Source organism: Bhargavaea sp. CC-171006 (assembly GCF_009761675.1).
GTDB classification, from domain to species: Bacteria; Bacillota; Bacilli; order Bacillales_A; family Planococcaceae; genus Bhargavaea; species Bhargavaea changchunensis.
Genome location: NZ_QUZH01000025.1, coordinates 1 through 19,724 on the forward strand (window position 1 = coordinate 1; position 19,724 = coordinate 19,724).

17 protein-coding genes and 1 riboswitch are annotated in these 19,724 nt (G+C 50.4%); of the genes, 1 reads left to right on the forward strand and 16 read right to left on the reverse strand.

The window, feature by feature from the left end; genetic code table 11:
* Positions 1–103 precede the first annotated feature (103 nt).
* The 6 genes from DZC51_RS11625 to DZC51_RS11650 form a co-directional block, all read right to left on the reverse strand.
* Positions 104–1,297 carry an iron-containing alcohol dehydrogenase gene (locus tag DZC51_RS11625; RefSeq protein ID WP_157296115.1) on the reverse strand — a complete coding sequence of 398 codons (1,194 nt, stop codon included), beginning with the start codon at positions 1,295–1,297 and terminating at the stop codon, positions 104–106.
* A 672-nt stretch (positions 1,298–1,969) separates the two neighbouring features.
* Positions 1,970–3,280 (reverse strand): TRAP transporter large permease, encoded by a 1,311-nt coding sequence (locus DZC51_RS11630; protein WP_157296117.1) that lies wholly within the window; start codon positions 3,278–3,280, stop codon positions 1,970–1,972.
* Complete coding sequence (locus DZC51_RS11635; RefSeq protein ID WP_157296119.1) at positions 3,270–3,746, reverse strand: TRAP transporter small permease; 477 nt, start codon at positions 3,744–3,746, stop codon at positions 3,270–3,272. The genes DZC51_RS11630 and DZC51_RS11635 overlap by 11 nt, the downstream gene beginning before the upstream one ends.
* Before the next feature lie 35 nt (positions 3,747–3,781).
* The gene (gene dctP, locus DZC51_RS11640; RefSeq protein ID WP_157296120.1) at positions 3,782–4,840 is read right to left on the reverse strand and encodes a TRAP transporter substrate-binding protein DctP; all 1,059 of its coding nucleotides are present in this window, start codon (positions 4,838–4,840) and stop codon (positions 3,782–3,784) included.
* Between the two features lie 13 nt (positions 4,841–4,853).
* Positions 4,854–5,633, reverse strand: coding sequence for an enoyl-CoA hydratase/isomerase family protein (locus DZC51_RS11645; RefSeq protein ID WP_157296122.1), 780 nt, complete (start codon positions 5,631–5,633; stop codon positions 4,854–4,856).
* Between the two features lie 174 nt (positions 5,634–5,807).
* Positions 5,808–7,364: a long-chain-fatty-acid--CoA ligase gene (locus tag DZC51_RS11650; RefSeq protein WP_157296124.1), complete on the reverse strand. Its 1,557-nt coding sequence runs from the start codon at positions 7,362–7,364 to the stop codon at positions 5,808–5,810.
* A 147-nt stretch (positions 7,365–7,511) separates the two neighbouring features.
* Here DZC51_RS11650 and DZC51_RS11655 point away from each other — a divergent pair, with 147 nt between their 5' ends.
* The gene (locus tag DZC51_RS11655; RefSeq protein ID WP_157296126.1) at positions 7,512–8,405 is read left to right on the forward strand and encodes a LysR family transcriptional regulator; all 894 of its coding nucleotides are present in this window, start codon (positions 7,512–7,514) and stop codon (positions 8,403–8,405) included.
* 48 nt (positions 8,406–8,453) lie between these two features.
* Positions 8,454–8,560, reverse strand: a riboswitch (SAM riboswitch).
* Between the two features lie 603 nt (positions 8,561–9,163).
* Here DZC51_RS11655 and DZC51_RS11660 read toward each other — a convergent pair.
* The 10 genes from DZC51_RS11660 to DZC51_RS11705 form a co-directional block, all read right to left on the reverse strand.
* On the reverse strand, positions 9,164–10,078 hold the full coding sequence (locus DZC51_RS11660) for a cation diffusion facilitator family transporter (protein WP_157296128.1): 915 nt from the start codon (positions 10,076–10,078) through the stop codon (positions 9,164–9,166).
* A 37-nt stretch (positions 10,079–10,115) separates the two neighbouring features.
* Positions 10,116–11,462 (reverse strand): hypothetical protein, encoded by a 1,347-nt coding sequence (locus tag DZC51_RS11665; RefSeq protein ID WP_157296130.1) that lies wholly within the window; start codon positions 11,460–11,462, stop codon positions 10,116–10,118.
* A 63-nt stretch (positions 11,463–11,525) separates the two neighbouring features.
* Entirely contained in the window at positions 11,526–12,560 is a 1,035-nt protein-coding gene (locus DZC51_RS11670) for a uroporphyrinogen decarboxylase family protein (RefSeq protein WP_157296132.1), read from the reverse strand.
* 29 nt (positions 12,561–12,589) lie between these two features.
* Positions 12,590–13,282 (reverse strand): amino acid ABC transporter permease, encoded by a 693-nt coding sequence (locus DZC51_RS11675; protein ID WP_157296134.1) that lies wholly within the window; start codon positions 13,280–13,282, stop codon positions 12,590–12,592.
* Between the two features lie 2 nt (positions 13,283–13,284).
* On the reverse strand, positions 13,285–14,034 hold the full coding sequence (locus DZC51_RS11680; protein WP_232524130.1) for an amino acid ABC transporter permease: 750 nt from the start codon (positions 14,032–14,034) through the stop codon (positions 13,285–13,287).
* 169 nt (positions 14,035–14,203) lie between these two features.
* Positions 14,204–15,019: a transporter substrate-binding domain-containing protein gene (locus DZC51_RS11685; RefSeq protein ID WP_157296136.1), complete on the reverse strand. Its 816-nt coding sequence runs from the start codon at positions 15,017–15,019 to the stop codon at positions 14,204–14,206.
* A 24-nt stretch (positions 15,020–15,043) separates the two neighbouring features.
* Positions 15,044–15,808: an amino acid ABC transporter ATP-binding protein gene (locus DZC51_RS11690; protein WP_157296138.1), complete on the reverse strand. Its 765-nt coding sequence runs from the start codon at positions 15,806–15,808 to the stop codon at positions 15,044–15,046.
* Between the two features lie 102 nt (positions 15,809–15,910).
* Positions 15,911–17,113 (reverse strand): trans-sulfuration enzyme family protein, encoded by a 1,203-nt coding sequence (locus DZC51_RS11695; protein ID WP_157296140.1) that lies wholly within the window; start codon positions 17,111–17,113, stop codon positions 15,911–15,913.
* A 36-nt stretch (positions 17,114–17,149) separates the two neighbouring features.
* Positions 17,150–17,821, reverse strand: coding sequence for a GntR family transcriptional regulator (locus DZC51_RS11700; protein ID WP_157296141.1), 672 nt, complete (start codon positions 17,819–17,821; stop codon positions 17,150–17,152).
* A 532-nt stretch (positions 17,822–18,353) separates the two neighbouring features.
* Positions 18,354–19,721: a YjiH family protein gene (locus DZC51_RS11705; protein WP_157296143.1), complete on the reverse strand. Its 1,368-nt coding sequence runs from the start codon at positions 19,719–19,721 to the stop codon at positions 18,354–18,356.
* Positions 19,722–19,724: the final 3 nt, after the last annotated feature.

The following is a 19,724-nucleotide window of genomic DNA, read 5'->3' on the forward strand; positions in this document are numbered from 1 at the left end:
CCACATGAATGACAAAACGTACCCAGAAAGATTTCATCTGGGTACGTTTTGTCTACAGTCTGACCCGACAGGCAGTAGCCTGTCGGGTTTTCCTATTCTATACTTACTGATTCACACGCTCTATTGCCTGGTAATTGTAGACGATTTGATAAAGCTCAATGATTTCTTCCGCTGTCGGCACCTTCGGATTGTTTGACGGGCTGCCGCTGTCCAGGGCGTCTTTGGCCATTTTTTCTCTGGCGTTCATGAATTCCACTTCATCGATACCCCATTCTTTCAGGTTCGGGATGTTCAATGAATGGCAGAGTTCCTTCACCGATTGAACCGTTCTTTCTGCTGCTTCTTCATCGGTCATTTCTTCGTCCGGCGAGAAGATCCGGCCGATGTCCGCCAGCCGCTCCACGCAGGCATCCTTGCTGTATTCCAGTACTGCCGGCAGCAGCATCGCATTGGAGAAGCCGTGCGGGACGTGGAACAGTGCACCGATTGGTCGGGACATGCCGTGGACCAGACAGACGGATGCGTTCGAAAAGGCCATTCCCGCCTGCAACGCTCCGAGCGTCATCGCTTCTTTCGCTTCGAGGTCTTCCGCATTATTGTAAGACCGCTGGAGATTGGCCGCGATCAGTCGGATGGCAGAAAGGGCCAGCATGTCCGTCATCGGGTGTGCTTTCCTGGAGATGTACGCCTCAATGGCATGGCTTAGTGCATCGACACCTGTCGCAGCGGTCACGTTTGGCGGCGTGGAGAGCGTCAGCAGCGGATCGACTATCGCGGCCTCCGGCATGAGCGCCGGCTGCTTGATCATCATCTTCACCTGGGTCGTGATGTTGGTAATGACAGTCGCGTCCGTCGCTTCTGCTCCTGTTCCGGCTGTGGTCGGAATGGCGATATGCGGCACTGGCCGCTGTTCAGCCAGTTTCTTTCCGCCCATGTAGTCCCCGATATAGCCTCCGTTCGTTGCCAAGATCGATACCGCCTTCGCCGTATCGATACAACTCCCGCCCCCCAGCGAGATGACCAGGTCGCAGTGCTCCTCCCCGAAAATGCGCAACGTCTCAGCCACATAGTCATCGGTCGGTTCCGATGCCACTCCCAGATAGATAGCGCTTTCAATTCCATCAATTTGAAGTAACTTTCGGCACTCGTCCACATAGCCAAGCTTATTCATAATGGCATCACTGATGATGAGGGCCTTGGTCCCCTTCAAGTTCAACGCCTGCTTGCCAACCTGCTGAAATGCCCCCTGCAGATAGACGATGGACGGCGGTGTCAGAAACTCCTTGCTTGCATTCATGATGTTTCCCCCTTTTGTTTGGACGACGTTCTTAAGTTATTTTTCTCATCAAACATTTAGAGAGCAACCTTTAACCTCTCCATCCAATACTCCTTAAAGTATTTTCAATTATAGTTGCCTCACGAGACATTCCTATTCTACGGAGTTCGATTGCAAATAGTGGCCATGGTGGATGAATGGCCATATAAGAATTGGAATCAGGGCCAGTATACATTCCACCGCCTGGTCCCGTGTATAACCCTCCGCCTGGCCCTGTATATAGCCCTCCACCGGGCCCCGAATATAGTCCACCACCAGGGCCGGTGTACGCTCCTCCGCCTGGACCAGTATACATTCCACCGCCTGGCCCGGTATATGCTCCTCCGCCTGGGCCAGTATACATACCTCCTCCTGGTCCGGTATATGCTCCTCCTCCCGGGCCAGTGTACATTCCACCACCTGGTCCGGTATATGCCCCTCCTCTTGGTCCGGTATACATATTTCTAACCCAAAGCCTTGCCTCAGACATATAACATTTCTCCTTCCACATTGAAGCGGAACATACGCTCCTAAATAATGCTAATTCTAATAGATAGAAAAGTCAATGTATTGATAATTATAAGTAAGCATTCTCTACCTATATAAATAAAAAAACCACCTAGAGAGTCATTCTCTCCAGGCAGTTCCACTCCCCTATCCCGCCATCTGCTGCGGCAGATACAAGGCAATCTCAGGGAAGATATAGATTAGGATAATCAGCGTTAGAATCGGGATCATGAACAGGAAAGCACCTTTGAAGATGTCGGTGAGTTCCAGTTCTTTCGTGACGCCTTTTAGGACGAAGACGTTCATGCCGATTGGTGGTGAAATGAGTGCCATCTCGACAACCAATACGATGATGACGCCGAACCAGACCAAATCAAATTCCAGCGCAGCGAGTACGGGCATGAGGATCGGGATGGTGACGACCATCATGGCGAGGGAGTCCATGAGTGCGCCCAGGATGATAAAGAGCAGGACGATCAGGGCAAAGATCATCGCTTCTGACAGGTTCGCGGACAGCAGTGCATCGGCGAGCATGTTCGGGAACCTCGTCAGTACCAATACGTAGTTCAGGATAAAGGCGCCGATGATGATGGCGAAGATGAAGCCGGTGGTCTGCAGGGTGCTGACCATGGCTTCTTTGAGTTTCGCCAATGTCAGTGTGCGCTTAATTACACCAATAAGCATGGCGCCGAGTGCGCCGACACCGGCGGCTTCCGTCGCTGTGAACCACCCGAGATAGATGCCTCCCATGACTACTACGAACAGCAAGGCAACCAACAGGTTACTTGGCAGCGAGGCGAATCGCTGTTTCCACGTGGATTTCTCCATCTGCTCCGTCTGGGCGAGTTTCGGATTGATCAGCACAGCCGCCCAGATGGTGATCATAAAGAACAGCGTGAGCAGGATTCCCGGTATGATGCCGGCGGTGAAGAGCGCTCCTACGGATTGTTCGGTGATCATCGCGTAGACGATGAATGTCGTGCTTGGCGGGATCAGGATTCCAAGGGCGCCGCCCGCGACGATCGTACCGCCCGTCAGGCTTTTGCTGTAGCCGCCTCTGCGCATTTCGTCGGTCGCGATGACACCCATCGTTCCGGTCGTGGCAACGCTGGATCCGGCGGCTGTGGCGAACAGCGCGGAGGCACCGATCGTGGAGATGCCGAGACCGCCTTTCAGGTGGCCGAACCAGTGCTTGCATGTTTCAAACAGGCTGTTCGTGACGCCGGAGGCAAACAGCAGTTGCCCCATTAAAACGAACAGCGGGATTGTGCTGAGTGTATAGCTGAAGCTCTGGCTCCAGACGATGCTGTTGACGGCGGCCAGTAGTGTATCGATTCCCCGGAGATAAATGATGCCAAGCGCGGCCGGGACGACCATGGAGATGGCGATCGGGATCCGGAGGAACATGAGGAAGAGGACCGCTAGGATGACGATGAGTCCAACGATTTCAGTCGGCAACGGTCTTCTCCCCTTTCAGGTCCTGCACCAGCTTGAGCAGCGCCTCGAGCCCCCAGGAGAGGAAGCCGAAGACGATGAACAGTTTGAACGGGACGTACGAGATGCCGAGCAGGTCGGAATCTTGGGTTTTCAGGTGGGACAAAAACGCCCAGCAGACGAGCAGGCAGAACGCCAGCGTGAGCAGATGGGCGATAAAGTCCATCACGCGCTGCATCGAGGGCGAAAACTTGTCCACGAAAAGCCCGATCGAGATATGGGTGTTGGTGGCTTCGCTTAGGGACAGCGAGCCCATGATCAGGACGACCATCACGAACTGGACAAGTTCGATATCGCCGATGATCGGATTGCCCGTCGTCCGTGCGACGGCGAAGACGAACACGGCCGGGAACATCAAGCCGAGTGCGATCAGGCCGATCCATTTGTTGATGTTCGTCAGAAGACGGACCGGTTTCTGCAGGAGCTCCATGCTTTCCCCCTCTTTCTATATCTGTCTTTCATCAATTAATCCACCGGGTTATCGATGCCTTGCTCTTCTAGTGTCTTGGTGAAGAAGTCCATCATTTCCTGGGCGTTTTCATAACCCCGCTTCTCGGCATGCTTCACCCAGTCTTCCCAGATCTGTTTGGCAGGAGCGCGGAATTCCGCAAGTGTTTCGCCTTCCGGCACAATGACACGTCCGCCCTTGTCGGCCACTTCTTTTTCAAACTGGACCAGGGCGTCAGCGGTGCCTTGCGAGTACATTTTCGAGTTCAGTTCGCTGAGCTTCGGTCCGAAGTCTTCCTCGAACTGCTTTTTGAGGTCGGCCGGCAGCTTATCGAATGCGCGCTCGTTCATGAGGAACAGGAGCGTCGTCGCGCCGATATCGACTTTCGTCAGATAAGGCGCGGCTTCGAACAGGCGGAAGCCGTTCGCGCCGATCGCGGTGTATGCCGTCTGGTCGACGGTGCCGCGGTCGAGCGCCTGATAGTTCTCCTCGAGGCCGAGGGTGACGGGCACCCCGCCCCACATGCTAATAAGCTCGACGCGCTCTTTACCGGAGACGATGACTTTCTTGTTTTTCACATCATCCACTGTCTCGACCGGCTCCGTCGTAATCAGCTGGTAGGCATCCGTCGCGGAGATGGCGAGCGGGATGCTGTCTTCAAACTCGTCCTGCATGAATTCATCGATAAATGGTTGAAGGACTTTTGGACTGTCCATCGGGTCGAGGATGGCAAACGGCAGGTCGCCGAGCGTCAGCGGGTAAGCCGGCGTGCTGGTGGAGGCACTTGGGCTCACGTAGCCGATGTCGTACAGCCCGCCTTCGATGTCTTCGTAGGCGCTGGCGAGGTTGCCGAGCGCGCCGCTGTTGTAGATTTCGATCTTCACACGGCCATCGGTCTGTTCTTCCACGTACTCCGCCCACGGGGCAACGACGTCGGTATGGAACTTGTGCGTCGCCGCGGGCTGGATATTAAATGAATACACATATTCCGCCTTGCCGCTCCCGCTTGCCGAAGCGCATCCGGAGAGGACGGCTAGCACGGCTAGCAGCATAATACCGAGGAGGCTCTTTTTCATCGTTCGTTCCCCCTTATTTCTTCGCCTTTTCGAATCCGGCCATCTGGTCGGCGGTGCCGCCGGCCGTCATGACGGCTTCCTGGAGTTCTGCGTCGTAGTACAGGAGCGGGTCGATCGCCGGAACAGCGGCATTGACGATTTTCTTCGAGATGCGGAGCGGAGCGAACGACTTCGCCGTGAGCTTGCCGACGAGTTCATCGGTCGCTGCTTCCAGCTCTGCGAGTGGGACGACCTTGTTCACAAGGCCCATCTTCTCCGCTTCTTCAGCGGTAAACGTTTCACCCAGCATAATGAGTTCCTTCGCTTTCAGCGGGCCAACGAGGTTGACCAGTCGCGGCGTGCCGCCTCCGGAGAAGAACAGTCCGCGCTCGATTTCCGGCAGGCCGCCGTCCGCTTCCTCCGCAATGATGCGGAAGTCGCACACCATCGCGAGTGCCATGCCGGCGCCGCGCATCGGGCCGTTGATCGCCGCGACCGTGATCTGGTCGAGCGTGTCGAACTTGCGCAGGAACTCATGCCGCTGAAGCTGGTCTTCGCGGATCCAGGTCGTGTCGTTCGGATTGTCTTTCAGGATCCCGCTCATTTCTTTCATGTCTGCACCTGCCGAGAACACCCGGCCGTTCCCCGTGAAGACGATGACCCGGTAGTCGTGATTTTGCCGCACGCGCGTGAGGATATCGTTGAGTTCTTGGTTCATCTGCGCGTTCATGGCGTTGGCTTTTTCGGGCCGGTTGAGGTTCACCCGCAGAACGGGCTTTTCGTCTATGACTTGGATGGTTTCGTAGTTGAACATTTGGTCTCCCCCTTTTCTTTGCATGTATGGAGCGTGTTGATTTCCACTTCAGGCGGACGCTTTCCGCGGGCATGGCCTTAGCTTCCTCGTCGCTACGCTCCTGCGGGATCTTCGGCTCATGCTATTCCCGCTGGAGTCGCCGCCTTCCGTTTCAATCAACTTCACAAATAAAACTCAGATCTGTCTTTCTTTCACTTTCCAGAACGGTTCACGCAATGCTTTCTTATCCACTTTGCCGTAGTTGGTGAGCGGGAATTCGTCGACGATATGGAACGCTTTCGGCACTTTGTATTTGGACATGTTGTCTTTCGAGAAGCGGACGAGTTCTTCGTCGGTGATGGTGTCCTTCAGGATGACGAACGCATGGACCGCTTCGCCCCAGTCTTCGTCCGGCACTCCTATGACCGCGACCTGGCGGATGGCCGGGTGCAGTTGGAGGGCGTTTTCGACTTCCGACGAGTATACGTTCATGCCGCCGCTGATGATCATATCCTTTTTGCGGTCAAGCAGATAAATGTAGCCGTCCTCGTCTTTCGAGCCGACGTCGCCCGTATGGAGCCAGCCGTCTTCCGTCAGCGCCTCGCGCGTCTTATCCGGTTTGTTCAGGTAGCCGGTCATGTTCGTAACTGCCTTGACCAGGATTTCGCCAGGCTCGCCCGCCGGCAGTTCGTTCCCCTCGTCGTCGACGATCTTCACAGCGCTGAAGTACGCGGGCTTGCCGCAGCTGCGGAGCAGTTTGCCGCCCTTCAGGTGATCATCTTTTCTCAGCCATGTCGCAGCGCTCTGCGTTTCGCTCAACCCGTAGATCTGGGTAAAGACCGGACCGAACCGCTCCAGTCCTTGCTTGAGCCGCTCCGCGGTAATCGGAGCGGTGCCGTACTGGATCGTGCGGATCGAGCTGACATCGATGTCCTTGCCCTCCAGGTGATCCAGCAGTCGGTAGATGATTGTCGGTACCAGGCTCAGGAACGTGATCCGGTTTTCTTCGATGTGGCGCACGACCGTCTCCAGGTCGAACTTTTCTTCGATGAAGACCTGCGCCCCCATGATCAGCCCGGAATACGTATAGAGCCAGGCCGCATGCGGGAGCGGTGTTGTGACCAGGATTTTCTCGTCATGATGCACGTCCGCATCGATGATGATCGACGACAGCGTAAGCAGAGTCCGTTCGCGTGTGTAGATGACGCCCTTGGGCTCCCCTGTCGTCCCGCCCGTGTACTGGATGGTTGTCATGTCATCCGGATCGTTGCCCACTTCCGGAAAAGCAGAAGACTCGCTGTCCTTGAATGCGTGCCAGTCCACATATTCTTCCGGCTGATCCGCCGGGCCGTTCAGGACGACGATTTGGCGCACGGTCGTGAGCTTGTCCTTCACATTTTCGATGATCGGCAGGTACTGGTGGTCCACGACCATGATTTCCGCACTCGAGTCATTCAGGATGTACTCGATATCTGTTTCCCGGAGCATCGTGTTGAGTGCAACCTTCGTTCCACCCGAAAAATAGATGGCAAGTTCGGTAACTACGTATTCAATGCTGTTCGGAATGAGCATCCCGATCCGTGTGTTCCGGCCGACCTCCGCACGGATAAACGCATTCGCCAGTCGGCTGGATTCCGCAAGCAGATCCTCGTAATTAATCGACTCACCCGCCGCATGGAGTGCTGTTCTCTTTCCGTGAGTGGTAAACCGGTTTTTCAGGAATGTATTAAAGTCATTTGCAGGAGCAAACATTGTTCTTCCTCCCTATATAAATATTCCGACATTAAATCTTTTGAATTACACTACCATTAAGACTTCTGTCGGGCTAATATGTATTGAAGATGAAATGATATGTAACAGCTATCAATCAACCATTAACTTCCACCGGAGGAACCCGCTATGGAACTGAGACATCTGAGATACTTTATCGCCGTCGCAGAACACCTGCATTTTGGCCGCGCCGCCAAGGAGCTGAACATGAGCCAGCCGCCCCTCTCCCAGCAGATCGCCCAGCTCGAAGAGGAAATCGGGGCCCAGCTTTTCTACCGGACCAATCGCTCCGTCCGGCTAACTCCTGCAGGCGAACATCTCTTCCGCGAGGCCAAGGCCATCATGGGCAGCCTCGAGCGGGCGACCACTGAGGCACGGAAGATCCATAAAGGTGAAGCTGGCAAGCTCTCCGTCGGCTACACGGGGATGCTGAGCAGCGGCATCATTCGTATCCTCCGCTCGTTCAAGGACCGGTACCCGGACGTCGAGCTCATCCTCCACCGGATGTCGAGCGCGATGCAGAATGAAGCACTGGCCGAACGCCGGATCGACATCGGGTTCCTTTGCCCGCCGATCAACGGGGACGCACTCGGATTCTTCCACCTGTACGACTATCCGTTCGTCGTTGCCCTGCCGTCCTCTCATCCGCTGGCCGCCGACACCTTTCCGATCCGGCTGTCCGATCTCCAAGGCGAACCGTTTATCCTGCCGCCGCGGGGGGAAGAAGCCGGCTACTTTGACAACATCATCGCCCTCTGCAACCGCGTCGGGCTCAGCCCCGACATCCGCCAGGAAGCGGAAGGCGTCACGACCATCCTATCCCTCGTTGCCGCAGGCATCGGTATCTCCATCGTGTCGACAGCAGCTGCTGAGACCCAGCGGGATGAGATCGTCTACCGGGAGATTAAGGGCGCAGATGACGCCATCGGCCTGTATCTGGCATGGAACCGGCAGGATGCCTCTCCCCTTGCGGAGCGGTTCGCCCGGGCAGCGGAAGCATTTGTCCAAAACCCGGACAAATAAAAAACGCACTCCATGTAGAAGAGTGCGTGGCGATTTATCGGCGGACTCTTCTCATCTGCTGGGATCACTCCCACAGGAATTAGCACCGATACAAGCATTCGCCTGCCGGTTGCCGGGCATCGTCGGGCCAGTCCCTCCGCCGCTCTGGATAAGAAGTATAAAAGTTTTAAGTTGTTAGTTAGTCAAACTATTTTGTAGTTTAGCACGTTAAAGTAGATGGGTCAACGGAAGTCGGCATTAGTTAAACTTCTTTAGACATCAGTCCTATTTAACAATTCTCGCAAGCTCTGCTAATACCCGATCCCCTTCGTTGTCCTACATACAGCCACCGGCTCCTTCAGCCCAACCCATTCCATAGTGGGGCAGCATGTACTCGATTCCATTTTATGATATCCAGAAGTTGAACATCCCTTCCGTCAGGGACGTCTACGGCAAAAACGGCCACAGGATCGTATTTACAAGCCCTACCGGAATCCACTGCTCTTCTGCACCTGAAGGAAACCGAACAAAAGAGCGGAAACGTAAAAATGATCACCTTACAGAGTAACGAAGACAAAACACTTCCGGTATTCCGGAGGATGGATCGTCTTTTTAATGTTTGATCACGTTCTTAATAGCTTCTCCAGAAGTACTGAAGGTACCCCCTAACCTAGGATTGTTCATCACTCGTTTTCGGAAAGCATTCATAAGGCGGGGAGTTAGGTATCGATATACTAGGTTCCCGTTTCTTCCCCCGCACGCACTAATCATCCCGATCACTAACCTTCCCCACATCCACCATCTAAGTTTACTCTCCTTCTCTCCCCTCCTGGCTCAATATGGATGAATACTTTTGTATACGGCTTTGCTTTTCGCATCTTGCTGTCAATCTCTTCGGTGATTTTATGGCTTTCAACGACATTAAGGTGGGGATCCACCGTTATGGTCATGTCCAATAATGTCATGTTGCCGTGCATCCGGCCCTTGAGATCGCGGATTTGATCGACACCTTGTACGGATTCCGTCAGTCGTTTGAGCATTTCTCCTTCCTCTTCATCAAATCCGTCGGTCAGCGCATAGACGGCTTCTTTAAAGATTGTGCCGGCTGCAAGTATGACAATGATTGCGATGATGAGCGCCGTGATAGTGTCAATAATCGGAAATCCAAATATGGCACCGCCAATCCCAGCCGCTGCTCCGAAGCTGACCAGTGCGTCTGCCCGGTTGTCCTGTGCTGCTGCGTGGAGAGCCGAGCTTCCTATTTCCTTTGAGAGTCGAACATTGTATAAGTAAACCGTGTACATCACCATACCGCTGGCGAGTGCGACAATCCCAGTTAATGGAGAGGGATGACCTGCGCTACCAGCATAAATTGAGATGACCGCTCCGATCAGAATCTGAAGGCCGACCACCGCCATAATAAATGAAGCGATGAGCGAGGCGATGGTTTCGGCACGGAGATGGCCGTATCGGTGATTTCGGTCGGGTGGTTTTTGGGATATCCTCAAACCAATCAGGACGGCAATCGAGGCAATGACATCCGTCGTATTGTTCAGTGCATCTGCCTTTAGTGCTTCTGATGCCCCCGCTATTCCAGTGAGGAATTTGACTGCGCTGAGCACTAGATAGATGGTTATGCTAAGCCATGCACCACGTTCTCCCTTTTTCAGATTTGAATAGATTTCAGTAGCCATTGTCTAAAGTCGCCTCTCTTTTCCGTGCAATCGAAGTTCATACCGCAAGCAGGAGATGCACCACATAAATCAGCATCGTATGGATTCCGATCAATAGAATGGCATAACGCAAGTTCCATTTCAGAATCACCCGATACACATTGACCTTTAATAAATTTGAGGAAATCACATTCATAGGTGCAACGGGTGAAACCACACTTCCGATAGCCCAAGCACTCAGTAAAATCATGGCAAATGTTATGTCATCGATACTGATCATCACTGGTGAAACACTGGCGAGGATAGAGCTCACAACTACAATCTGGTGGATTCCTATAAACGCAAAAGCCGAAATGAGGACAATCGTAAAGAGGATTAACAAAAATACCGAGACGTCGGCTAGCTGCTCCCAGATCAAGTTCAGATGATCCGCCACAGCGGTCCCCGACAGAACCACACTGAAAAAACCCGCAGAAAAAAACAAGGAGATTTCATTTGATTGTCTCGGAAGGATGTTCGACCGGAATTCGTCCATATCTTTAAGGAATCCTTTAAAGCGTTTCTGAAGAACACTCCAAAGAACAGAGAAAACCATCAGCGTAATAGTGACCAAGACACTGACACCTACACGAACAACAGGCTCTAGTGTGATAATCACTCCGATCAGGCCAGCGAACACTAAACTCAATTCTGTGAGCTTTCTGCCTCTGACTGCAGTTGAAGCATCAGGAAGACACACCGTCATAGATGGCGCCTCTCTTAGTGAGAACAGTACAGTGGATAAGAGAATTTGAAAGAAACTCAATAACAGTCCATACGGCAAAAAACGGGTTATCGGAATGTCTAAATAATAGATGACCAACAGAACAGAAGCGAAATAAGGAGACCATGTATTAATTGAAGAAAAACCACGTGTATAGACTTTGGCCAAGAACTCCTTAGACAGTTTTAATTGGTTCATCATGGAATGAATGATATGGATGGAACCCAAGTTGGTTATCGGCCCAATAAAATTAAAGAGCATCAGAAGAAATGAGAAAAAGAGCGTTATACTTCCCTTGAATGTGGCCACCAGTGAAAAGATCGCTTCATCGTACTTTCCCTGTCTGATCGGGATCGAAAGGATCGGAGCCACAATGATCAGACAAACGATGGGCATATTTTTAGTGAGCGCTTCTTCCCAGACATCCCAGCCAGCCTGCTGATTCAAGAGAATCAAAGATCCTATGGCAATCATCACTGTACTGAACCATTTCGGGAGTTGCCTGCTGTAGATCAAACTGATCAACATCACAATCAGAGAAAGCCCGGACAATGTCCAATCGAGAAATGTGAGGGTGAGGATTTGACTGACGAGGAACAGCACAATCATGAATAGGACAATGAAATTACTCCATGTTTTCATGGCAGACCCCTTTACATCAAAAATAATGAGCTTCGTCTCAAACCGAAGCTCATTAAAAGGTAATTAGGCAATGACCGTTTGGACTGAAGGATAAACGGCTCTACGGGCTGCGTAAAGGCTCCTCTCAGGGGTTTCCTGGTCAATCACACAACCCGGTCCGAGAATGAGTCCCTTTCCATCGACGGCATCAATGGATTCCCGCACGTGATCTTCGATTTCTTTTACCGTTCCATCAATCAAAAGGCTATTTCTGACGAATTTATTGTTTTCATCATAATACGGAGCCTCTCGAATGCCGCCTAGCAGGCATTTATCCGTTCTCTTGCGGGCTTCCGCCAAGGAAGGGGATACCCACCGGTCATGCCAATTCAGGCAATTTACCGGATAATCGGCTATGAGATTAAACATCACCTTATCTCCGTGCATGTGTGCAATGTTCAAGAATGTCTCTTGCTGATAACTGTTGATCACCTTCAGGTCATAAGGGACGCCGAATGTCCGGTACTCTTCTTCCGTCATCAGTTCTTCGGTTGCACATTGTGTTGCAAAGAAGAAGCCATCCACCCCTGCTTCAATATTTGCTTTCACAAAGTTGATGGTGGTTTCGGTGATGACGTCAAGTGCCTGCATGACCAGTTGCGGGTTCATTTTCATATCGAGAATCAGCCGGTCTCCTGCCAACTTTCTGGCCACAGTCAGCGGACTGAAAATGGTCTGGACAAAAGGAATTTCACCTTTCACCTCTTTGCTCACGTACTTTGCATACTGCAGCTGTTTCCCGTATGTTCCATAGATCGCAGGAAGGACTTCAAGCCTGCCCCAATCTTCAACAGTTTCAATGCCGGGCTTCACGACTACTGGAGGGCGGTTCGGTGTGCTGTAGTACTCCACAGTTGCGCCCCAGTCTTCTACACAGTAAAGGCCGAATGGCATGAGCTTGATGAAATCAAAATCGAACTTTCGGCTTTGGGCGACTTGTGATTCGGCCAGCCCGCGCGGATTAATATCGTTTGCAGAAAGGTGCATCCAAAGACTCATGGGCACTCGGTCGACTTCCTCATGATTCAACGCTGCTTGGATCCGCTCAAATTTATTCATTTGCATCGACTCCTTCTAAAATATGATCTTTAATATGCCTTTCTTAGTCTCAATTCGTAACGGTTAATCAAAGCAGTGAGAATGGCGCTAATCAGCCAATAGATCAACGCTGCCGCAACAAATGCTTCCAGATACCTGAAGCTCATCGCCCCCATGATCTTCGCCTGCGCAAAGATATCGACCACTGTGATCAGGAAAGCGAGTGATAGCGCTTTGATGATAACCATATAGGAGTTCAGGAAATCCGGAAGTGCTTCCATAAGAGCTTGCGGCATAATGACACGTGACAGTGTTTGCATGAAGTTATATCCAAGAGAGTGCGCAGCTTCAATCTGACCTTCACTTACAGACATAAACGCCCCTCTGATAATCTCCGACTGAAACGCAGACATGGTGAGCGAGAAAGTCACGATGACAACAACGACGGGATTTAAATTATGGGGATTGAATTCAACCCCCACTATTTTCAGTAACAGATGTGCGATTTGCGGCAATGCATAGTACATCAGGTACAGCAGCACGACCGCAGGGGTACCTCTCAAAAAGGACTTGAACACTTTCACAACCTGTACAACGACGGGAATCCGATATTGCTGAATCAGCGCAATGACTCCTCCAAGTATTGTGGATAGGAAGAGGATGAGAATCGCCAAAAGGAGGGTTTTGGGAACAACCATCAGAATGCCTATAAAATCTTGAGCCATTACATCAAACTTGAACATAGTCAAACCCCCTTCTGAACCAAGATTCTCATTTTACGTTTCGCCTTTTTCTTCGGAGCAATACCGTTGCTCAAGTTATATTTCGCTGCCCTCTTCTCAAAGATTCTTACCATCGTATCCGCGGAGAAGGTGATTGCCCAGAAGAGAAGCGCTATTGTCAGGTAGATTTCAATTTGATGGGCACCATATGAACTCGAGATCAGAGTATTAGCAACCCCCATAATATCCGCTACACCGATCGTAAAGATAAGGGACGTATCATGAATCAGGTAGACTAGGGCATTCCCCCATCCCGGAAGTGCAATTGGAATTACTTGAGGCGCGATAATACGCGTGAATTTCTGAAAAGGGGTATAGCCGAGTCCATCTGCCGCTTCATGTTGTCCTTTTTCTACGGCAAGGTATGCCGGACGAAGTACCTCTGATAAGTAACCTGCATTGTAAAGGGTCAGCGCCAAAACGGTAGCGGCTGCTGCACTAAAATCACTTACATGGATTCCAATCATGGACAATAGGAACGGGAAACCGTAATACATAAGGAATAGTTGCAGGACAATTGGAACACTTCTCGTAAACGAGATGAACAGATCCATGACCTGGCTGAGGTATTTCACCTTTTTGATCCGGATTGCGGTAACCAGAATGCTCAAGCCTAAACCAAGGGCTGAGGATGCGATCAGAATGATCAGGGTTACATGAAGAACACTAAGGAGCGACGGAGTGATCTCCAGCATGTATTTAATATCGAGCAAGGAGCTTCCTCCTTTCCTTGGATTACAAAGTGAGTTTTTGGGTATACTAAATGCAGCTCTCTATGTCACTGGCAGAAGAGTATGGGGGAAGCAGGCGTGCAGGCCTGCTTGCCCATTTTCATCGTTTGATACATTTGTGCATGAATGTCCTTTGATTTTGTGTAACTTTTTATTCACTGAATTCGAAGACATCCTCACCGTAGTATTTGAGGGAGAGTTCTGATAGCTTCCCTTCCTCTTTCAATTCGGCCAGCGCTTCGCTGATATCGTCTTTGAGCGCAGCATTTTCTTCATCTTTATAAATCATAAAATACGTCGGGAATACTTCTACCGGCTCGGTGGTGACAATCTGCATATCCTGACTTTCAATAATTTCATTTTGTCCCAGGTTGGAAGGGAGGATCAGAGCATCATATTTTCCGGATTCCACTTCACGGAGCCGGTCCGCATAAGACAGACCTGCGTCTGAAGTCTGGAATTCAATCTCATGGTCAGGATTCTTTTCATTCCAACCCATAATGAAGTTAAAGACTCCACCAGTAGGGGTGGTCGGCACGATTTTCTTCCCTACCAAGTCTTTCATGTTCTCAATGTCATCAGAGTCACTCCGTTTATAGATCCGCATGAGGCTCGCACCATTATTTTCATCGGGAATCAGGTACTTCTCAGCCCTCTCCTCACTTTTGAAGAGACCCTGTGCAATCATGTCGTACTTGCCGGTATCCAAGCCGATTTCTGCAGCACTATCGGCCACTCCCACTAAATCGAACTCATAGTCTTCAAGTTTTTCATCCACAAGCCGAAGAATATCAGGCTCGTAGCCTGTCAGTTTGCCGTTCTCCTCCCAGCTCAATGGCTTGGATGTCGGTGGAACTGCTACGGTCAATGTTCGGACTCCAGCTTCATCTGTAGAAGCTTCTCCATCGCTGCAAGCACCCAAGAAAAGTAAACCCGCCAGTGTAATAAAGCTCCATTTTTTGTTCATGTTTGACCTCCTATTTAATATTATTTATACATTGGCTATTGCCAGATCTTCTTCTGCTTCGTAATACTCTTTCAAGAACTGCCTTGTTCTGATATGGGTTGACTTTTCAAAAATCTCTTCCGGGGTACCCTGTTCAACAATATGACCCTGATCCATAAAGACCACTTTCGATGAAATGTTTTTAGCGAATCTCATTTCGTGCGTGACGAGCAAGATTGTCATGCCGGATCTCGCGACGTTTTCAATGACCTTAAGAACTTCTCCGACCAATTCAGGGTCAAGTGCGGATGTCGGTTCGTCGAACAGAATGACTTCCGGTTCCAATGCCAATGCCCTGGCAATGCTCACTCTCTGCTGTTGCCCTCCGGATAAGCGCGAGGGGTACATATCTTTCTTATCCAGAAGGCCTACCTTTTCCAATTCCTCGCAACTCTTCTCATAGGCCTCTTTTTTCGATTTCTTTTGGATCGCGATTTGGGCATCCATCACATTTTCAACAACCGTCTTGTGCTTGAAGAGATTAAATTGCTGAAAGACCATGGCCGTTTTTCTCCGGAGTCTTAAAATGTCTTTTTTATTTGCAGACTTAAACTTAATGCCTACATCCGACAACATCACCTCCCCATCGCTTGGTTTTTCAAGATAATTGATAGATCTCAGTAAGGTGGTTTTACCGGTTCCGCTTGGCCCGATAAACGTGACGACTTCCCCTTTTTTGACGGTTATATCAATTCCTTTCAGCACTTCGTGATCTCCGAAAGCAACCCGTAGATTTTTGAGTGTCAGCATTCGGTCCCCTCCAGTTTTCGTTTTATGATTTAGAACATTCCGATAATTCTCTCTAAAAAATTTTGATTCTGAATCAACATAGTCTCTCTTGACGGTACGAGTTCAATTTTTAATCGGGATAGCACTTGCTAACAAAAGTGCCTGATTTATGTCCTCAATGATATCTTCTGCGTCCTCGAGCCCTACCGACAACCGGATAAGTCCTTTTGAAAGGCCGAATTCATGGAGCTGACTTTCAGGAATGGATGAATGTGTCATGGATGCAGGGTGTTGTACAAGCGTCTCCGGATCACCCAGGCTAAATGAAATCATTGCGACTTTCAATGCGCTGATGAAATCCTTTCCGGTCTGCACATCCCCTTTTACTTCAAAAGCGACAATCCCCCCCATATTCTTCATTTGCTTTTTCGCCAGGCTGTGCTGCGGGTGAGAGGGCAGCCCAGGATAGAATACCCGCTCGACCATGGGATGCTGTTCCAGATACTCCGACACCTTCTGAGCATTCTTACAATGCTGTTCCATACGGATTCCCAGGGTCTTGATTCCTCTCAGGATTAAGAAAGATTCCCAAGCATTTAAATTCTGGCCAAGGTCCCCCATCATGTCTTTGCGCATGTACTCGATGTCTGCCTTGGAACCGCAGATGATACCGGCAATCACATCTCCATGACCGTTCAAGTATTTCGTAGCACTGTGAACCACGATATCTGCTCCCAATTCGATTGGCCTTTGAAGGTATGGTGTCATAAACGTATTGTCGACAATCAGCTTTAGGCCATGGCGTCCTGTAATGGTTGCCACCGCTGCAATATCAATCAGTGTTAGCGTTGGGTTGGATGGAGTCTCGATATACACCGCCCTTGTATTCTCTTTAATTGCACCTTCAATGTTTGAATAGTTTGTGCAATCTACAAAATCATACTCAATTCCATAGCGTGTCGCAATATTAGATAGGAATTTATGAGTGCCTCCATACACATCTTTAGTCACAACTACGTGATCTCCGCTGCGCAAGAATGCCAACAAAGCAATACTGATGGCAGCCATCCCACTACTTACCCCAAGGGCGTCTTCAGCACCTTCCAAAAATGCTACCTTATTTTCAAGTGTTCTCGTCGTCGGGTTTCCATACCTTCCATAGTACCGGCCTTCTTTCTTGCCTGAAACTACATCAACAGCGGACTCTGCATCATCAAAACAATAAGCCACTGCCGGAATGATAGACTGTGACACAGCCCCGGATTTCTCATCTGGGCATTGTCCCGCGTGAATGGCGGTTGTATTGAAACGTTGATTGCTAGTCATGAATAAACCACTCCTGTTCATTGAATTTGTCTCGTTTCACCAGGTTGCTTGCTTGCTGCTTTCATAGATTCGAATAGCATCCACAGCGGAATTTAGGCTGTTCTCAATATGTTGTTTCATGGCCAATCCGGCCCCCTCTGCATCCCTATTCGCCATACACCTGACAATCTGATGATGTTCCTTCCCCTCTTCGATTGTCCGCTCCAATTTATGATTTGGAACCAGTCTCCGGTATCGATGGATGTGATCGTTCAGTTGGCTGATAAAGTTGTTCACTGTACGGTTCCCACTTAGTTGGTAGATGTAAGTGTGAAACTTAGACCCGTACTTTAAAATCTCTTCGAGGTCCTTTGACTGCAAAGCTTCATGAATCATATCGGCGAGTTGGGCTAGTTCGATTAAGTCCTGCTCTGTTGCATTTTCTGTTGCTTCACAGACAGCAATTTCTTCGAGCTTGGATCGTACTTTAAAAATCTCTTTGACTTCTTTTATAGAGATATTCGAGATTCTCAGCCGCCCATTCTCTTGTCGTTCAACCAGTTTCTCAATTTCTAGTCTTTGAAGCGCAGCCCTTAAAGGGGTCCGGCTGATCTTCAACTTTGCTGAAATTTCTTCTTCGACCACTGGTTGCAATGGTTCCAGTGTCCCTTCAATAATCCGTTTCTTAATCTCACGATAGGCATATTCTTGCGCTGTAGACCTTACCATCAGAGAGCCTCCTTTCTGTACACAATATTTGTATACAAAGTTTGAAGGTAAAAAAATACGAAAACTCTGTATACAATTTCTGTACACAAATCATAAGCGACCATGAAAGCGCTGTCAACACATTTTTCGAAATATTTATTAATTATTCTGTTCTAACCCTATCTTCCGATCCTTTAACCGAATAATTGCTGCATCGCTCTATGTTAACACTCACTTTTGCAAGGTACACTCGTCCTTGAATTTATCGGGTTAGCCACGCGTTTCCGGTAACCTTCCACTTGGCTTTCCCGCTTGCGCGGCGTGTCTGACAATTGGGTAACCGGCTAGTAAGGTATTTCTCATGTGGGTAAATTTTTTAAGTAACCACTCACCCCCAAAAGGTAAAAACTCATAAACCCGCCGTAGCGACTCACTATCCGAAGGTAAGAACCCAGGCACCCCTTCGTAAGAACTCAAGTACCCCCAGGTAGGGATTCAGCCCCAAAAGCGAAAAAAGCAGCCGCTCCGGCTGCTTTTCTCCATTCACCACTATTCAAAACACAAACAAATGCGCAATGACCACAATGATTGGCAGCGTAATGATCGTACGCTGGATGAAGATCACGACGAGATCCAGGAAGCTGACCGGGATGTTGGAACGCAGGATCAGGATTCCGATTTCCGACATGTAAATCAGCTGTGTCAGCGACAGCGTACCGACGACGAACCTTGTCAGTTCACTTTCGATGCCGCTTCCGATAACTGATGGGAGGAACATGTCGGCGAAGCCGACGAGCATGGTCGGTGCAGCAGCCGCGGCTTCTGGGAGGCCCATCCATGTGAGGATCGGTACGAGCGGGTAGGAGATCCAGTTAAAGATCGGTGTGAACTCGGCGATAATTAATGCCAATGCACCGAGGCTCATGACGAGCGGGATCAGTCCGAGCCAGATATCCAGGACCGTGCTGACACCGTCTTTAACAAGACCTTTCGCGCTTTTCGTCGTCTCTGCTTTCTTAAGTGCCAGTTTCCAACCCCAGCTTACAGCGGTTTCTCCTTCAGGGATGGCTTCATCATTTTCCTGCCGAGCGCTGCCGTCAAAGTACGTGTCGGGTTTGCGCGAGAGCGGTGGAATCCTCGGCATGATGATGGCGGCGGCGATGCTCGCGACGCTGAGTGTGAGATAGAACGGGACAAACAGATGGCCGAGTCCGATGACTTTGGCGACGACGAGGGAAAACGCGACAGATGCAATCGAGAACGTCGTTGCGATGACCGCGGCTTCCCGCCCAGTGTAATTGTTTTCATCGTATTGTTTCATCGTGATGACGACGCCGACCGGTGCCGCTCCCATCCACGAAGCGAGCGTGTCGATCGAGGAGCGTCCCGGAAGCGTGAAGATCGGGCGCATGAACCGCGTCAGCAGTGCGCCGAAGAATTCCATCAGGCCAAACTCCACCAACAGTGGCAGCATGACACCAGCGAACAGGAACCAGGTCAGCAACACCGGTGCCAGGTCGAACAGCACAACTCCGCCCGTTGCACGGGAAGAAATAAATGCCGGACCCACTTCAAAGTACGCCATGACCCCTACGGCAAATCCGAACAGTCGTGTAATGATGCCGAACGGCCCGACGACGAACAGGTTCTTCAAAAACGGCCGGTCCATCACAAACGCAGGCTTCACCAACACCGCAACCAGCGTCACCGCCGCCGTGAATCCAAGCATCCAAACCAGGAACGCCGGAATCCACTCACTTCCCCATCCAAGCAGCGCGGACGCCATGACTCCGATTCCGATTGTGATTTCCCCGTTCCACTTGATTGGCACAAGGAACAAGAGCACCCCGATCAAAGACGGAATCAGAAACTTCCAGACGGCTCCTTTAGAAATCGCCTGCTCTCCTTTAATGACTGTCATCGC

Bases quoted from the DNA above. Each gene is read 5' to 3' on its own strand.
- DZC51_RS11625 (WP_157296115.1), bottom strand. From the start codon at position 1,297: ATGAATGCAAGCAAGGAGTTTCTGACACCGCCGTCCATCGTCTATCTG.
- DZC51_RS11635 (WP_157296119.1), bottom strand. From the start codon at position 3,746: ATGGAGCTCCTGCAGAAACCGGTCCGTCTTCTGACGAACATCAACAAA.
- dctP (WP_157296120.1), bottom strand. From the start codon at position 4,840: ATGAAAAAGAGCCTCCTCGGTATTATGCTGCTAGCCGTGCTAGCCGTC.
- DZC51_RS11645 (WP_157296122.1), bottom strand. From the start codon at position 5,633: ATGTTCAACTACGAAACCATCCAAGTCATAGACGAAAAGCCCGTTCTG.
- DZC51_RS11650 (WP_157296124.1), bottom strand. From the start codon at position 7,364: ATGTTTGCTCCTGCAAATGACTTTAATACATTCCTGAAAAACCGGTTT.
- DZC51_RS11655 (WP_157296126.1), top strand. From the start codon at position 7,512: ATGGAACTGAGACATCTGAGATACTTTATCGCCGTCGCAGAACACCTG.
- DZC51_RS11660 (WP_157296128.1), bottom strand. From the start codon at position 10,078: ATGGCTACTGAAATCTATTCAAATCTGAAAAAGGGAGAACGTGGTGCA.
- DZC51_RS11665 (WP_157296130.1), bottom strand. From the start codon at position 11,462: ATGAAAACATGGAGTAATTTCATTGTCCTATTCATGATTGTGCTGTTC.
- DZC51_RS11670 (WP_157296132.1), bottom strand. From the start codon at position 12,560: ATGAATAAATTTGAGCGGATCCAAGCAGCGTTGAATCATGAGGAAGTC.
- DZC51_RS11675 (WP_157296134.1), bottom strand. From the start codon at position 13,282: ATGTTCAAGTTTGATGTAATGGCTCAAGATTTTATAGGCATTCTGATG.
- DZC51_RS11685 (WP_157296136.1), bottom strand. From the start codon at position 15,019: ATGAACAAAAAATGGAGCTTTATTACACTGGCGGGTTTACTTTTCTTG.
- DZC51_RS11690 (WP_157296138.1), bottom strand. From the start codon at position 15,808: ATGCTGACACTCAAAAATCTACGGGTTGCTTTCGGAGATCACGAAGTG.
- DZC51_RS11695 (WP_157296140.1), bottom strand. From the start codon at position 17,113: ATGACTAGCAATCAACGTTTCAATACAACCGCCATTCACGCGGGACAA.
- DZC51_RS11700 (WP_157296141.1), bottom strand. From the start codon at position 17,821: ATGGTAAGGTCTACAGCGCAAGAATATGCCTATCGTGAGATTAAGAAA.
- DZC51_RS11705 (WP_157296143.1), bottom strand. From the start codon at position 19,721: ATGACAGTCATTAAAGGAGAGCAGGCGATTTCTAAAGGAGCCGTCTGG.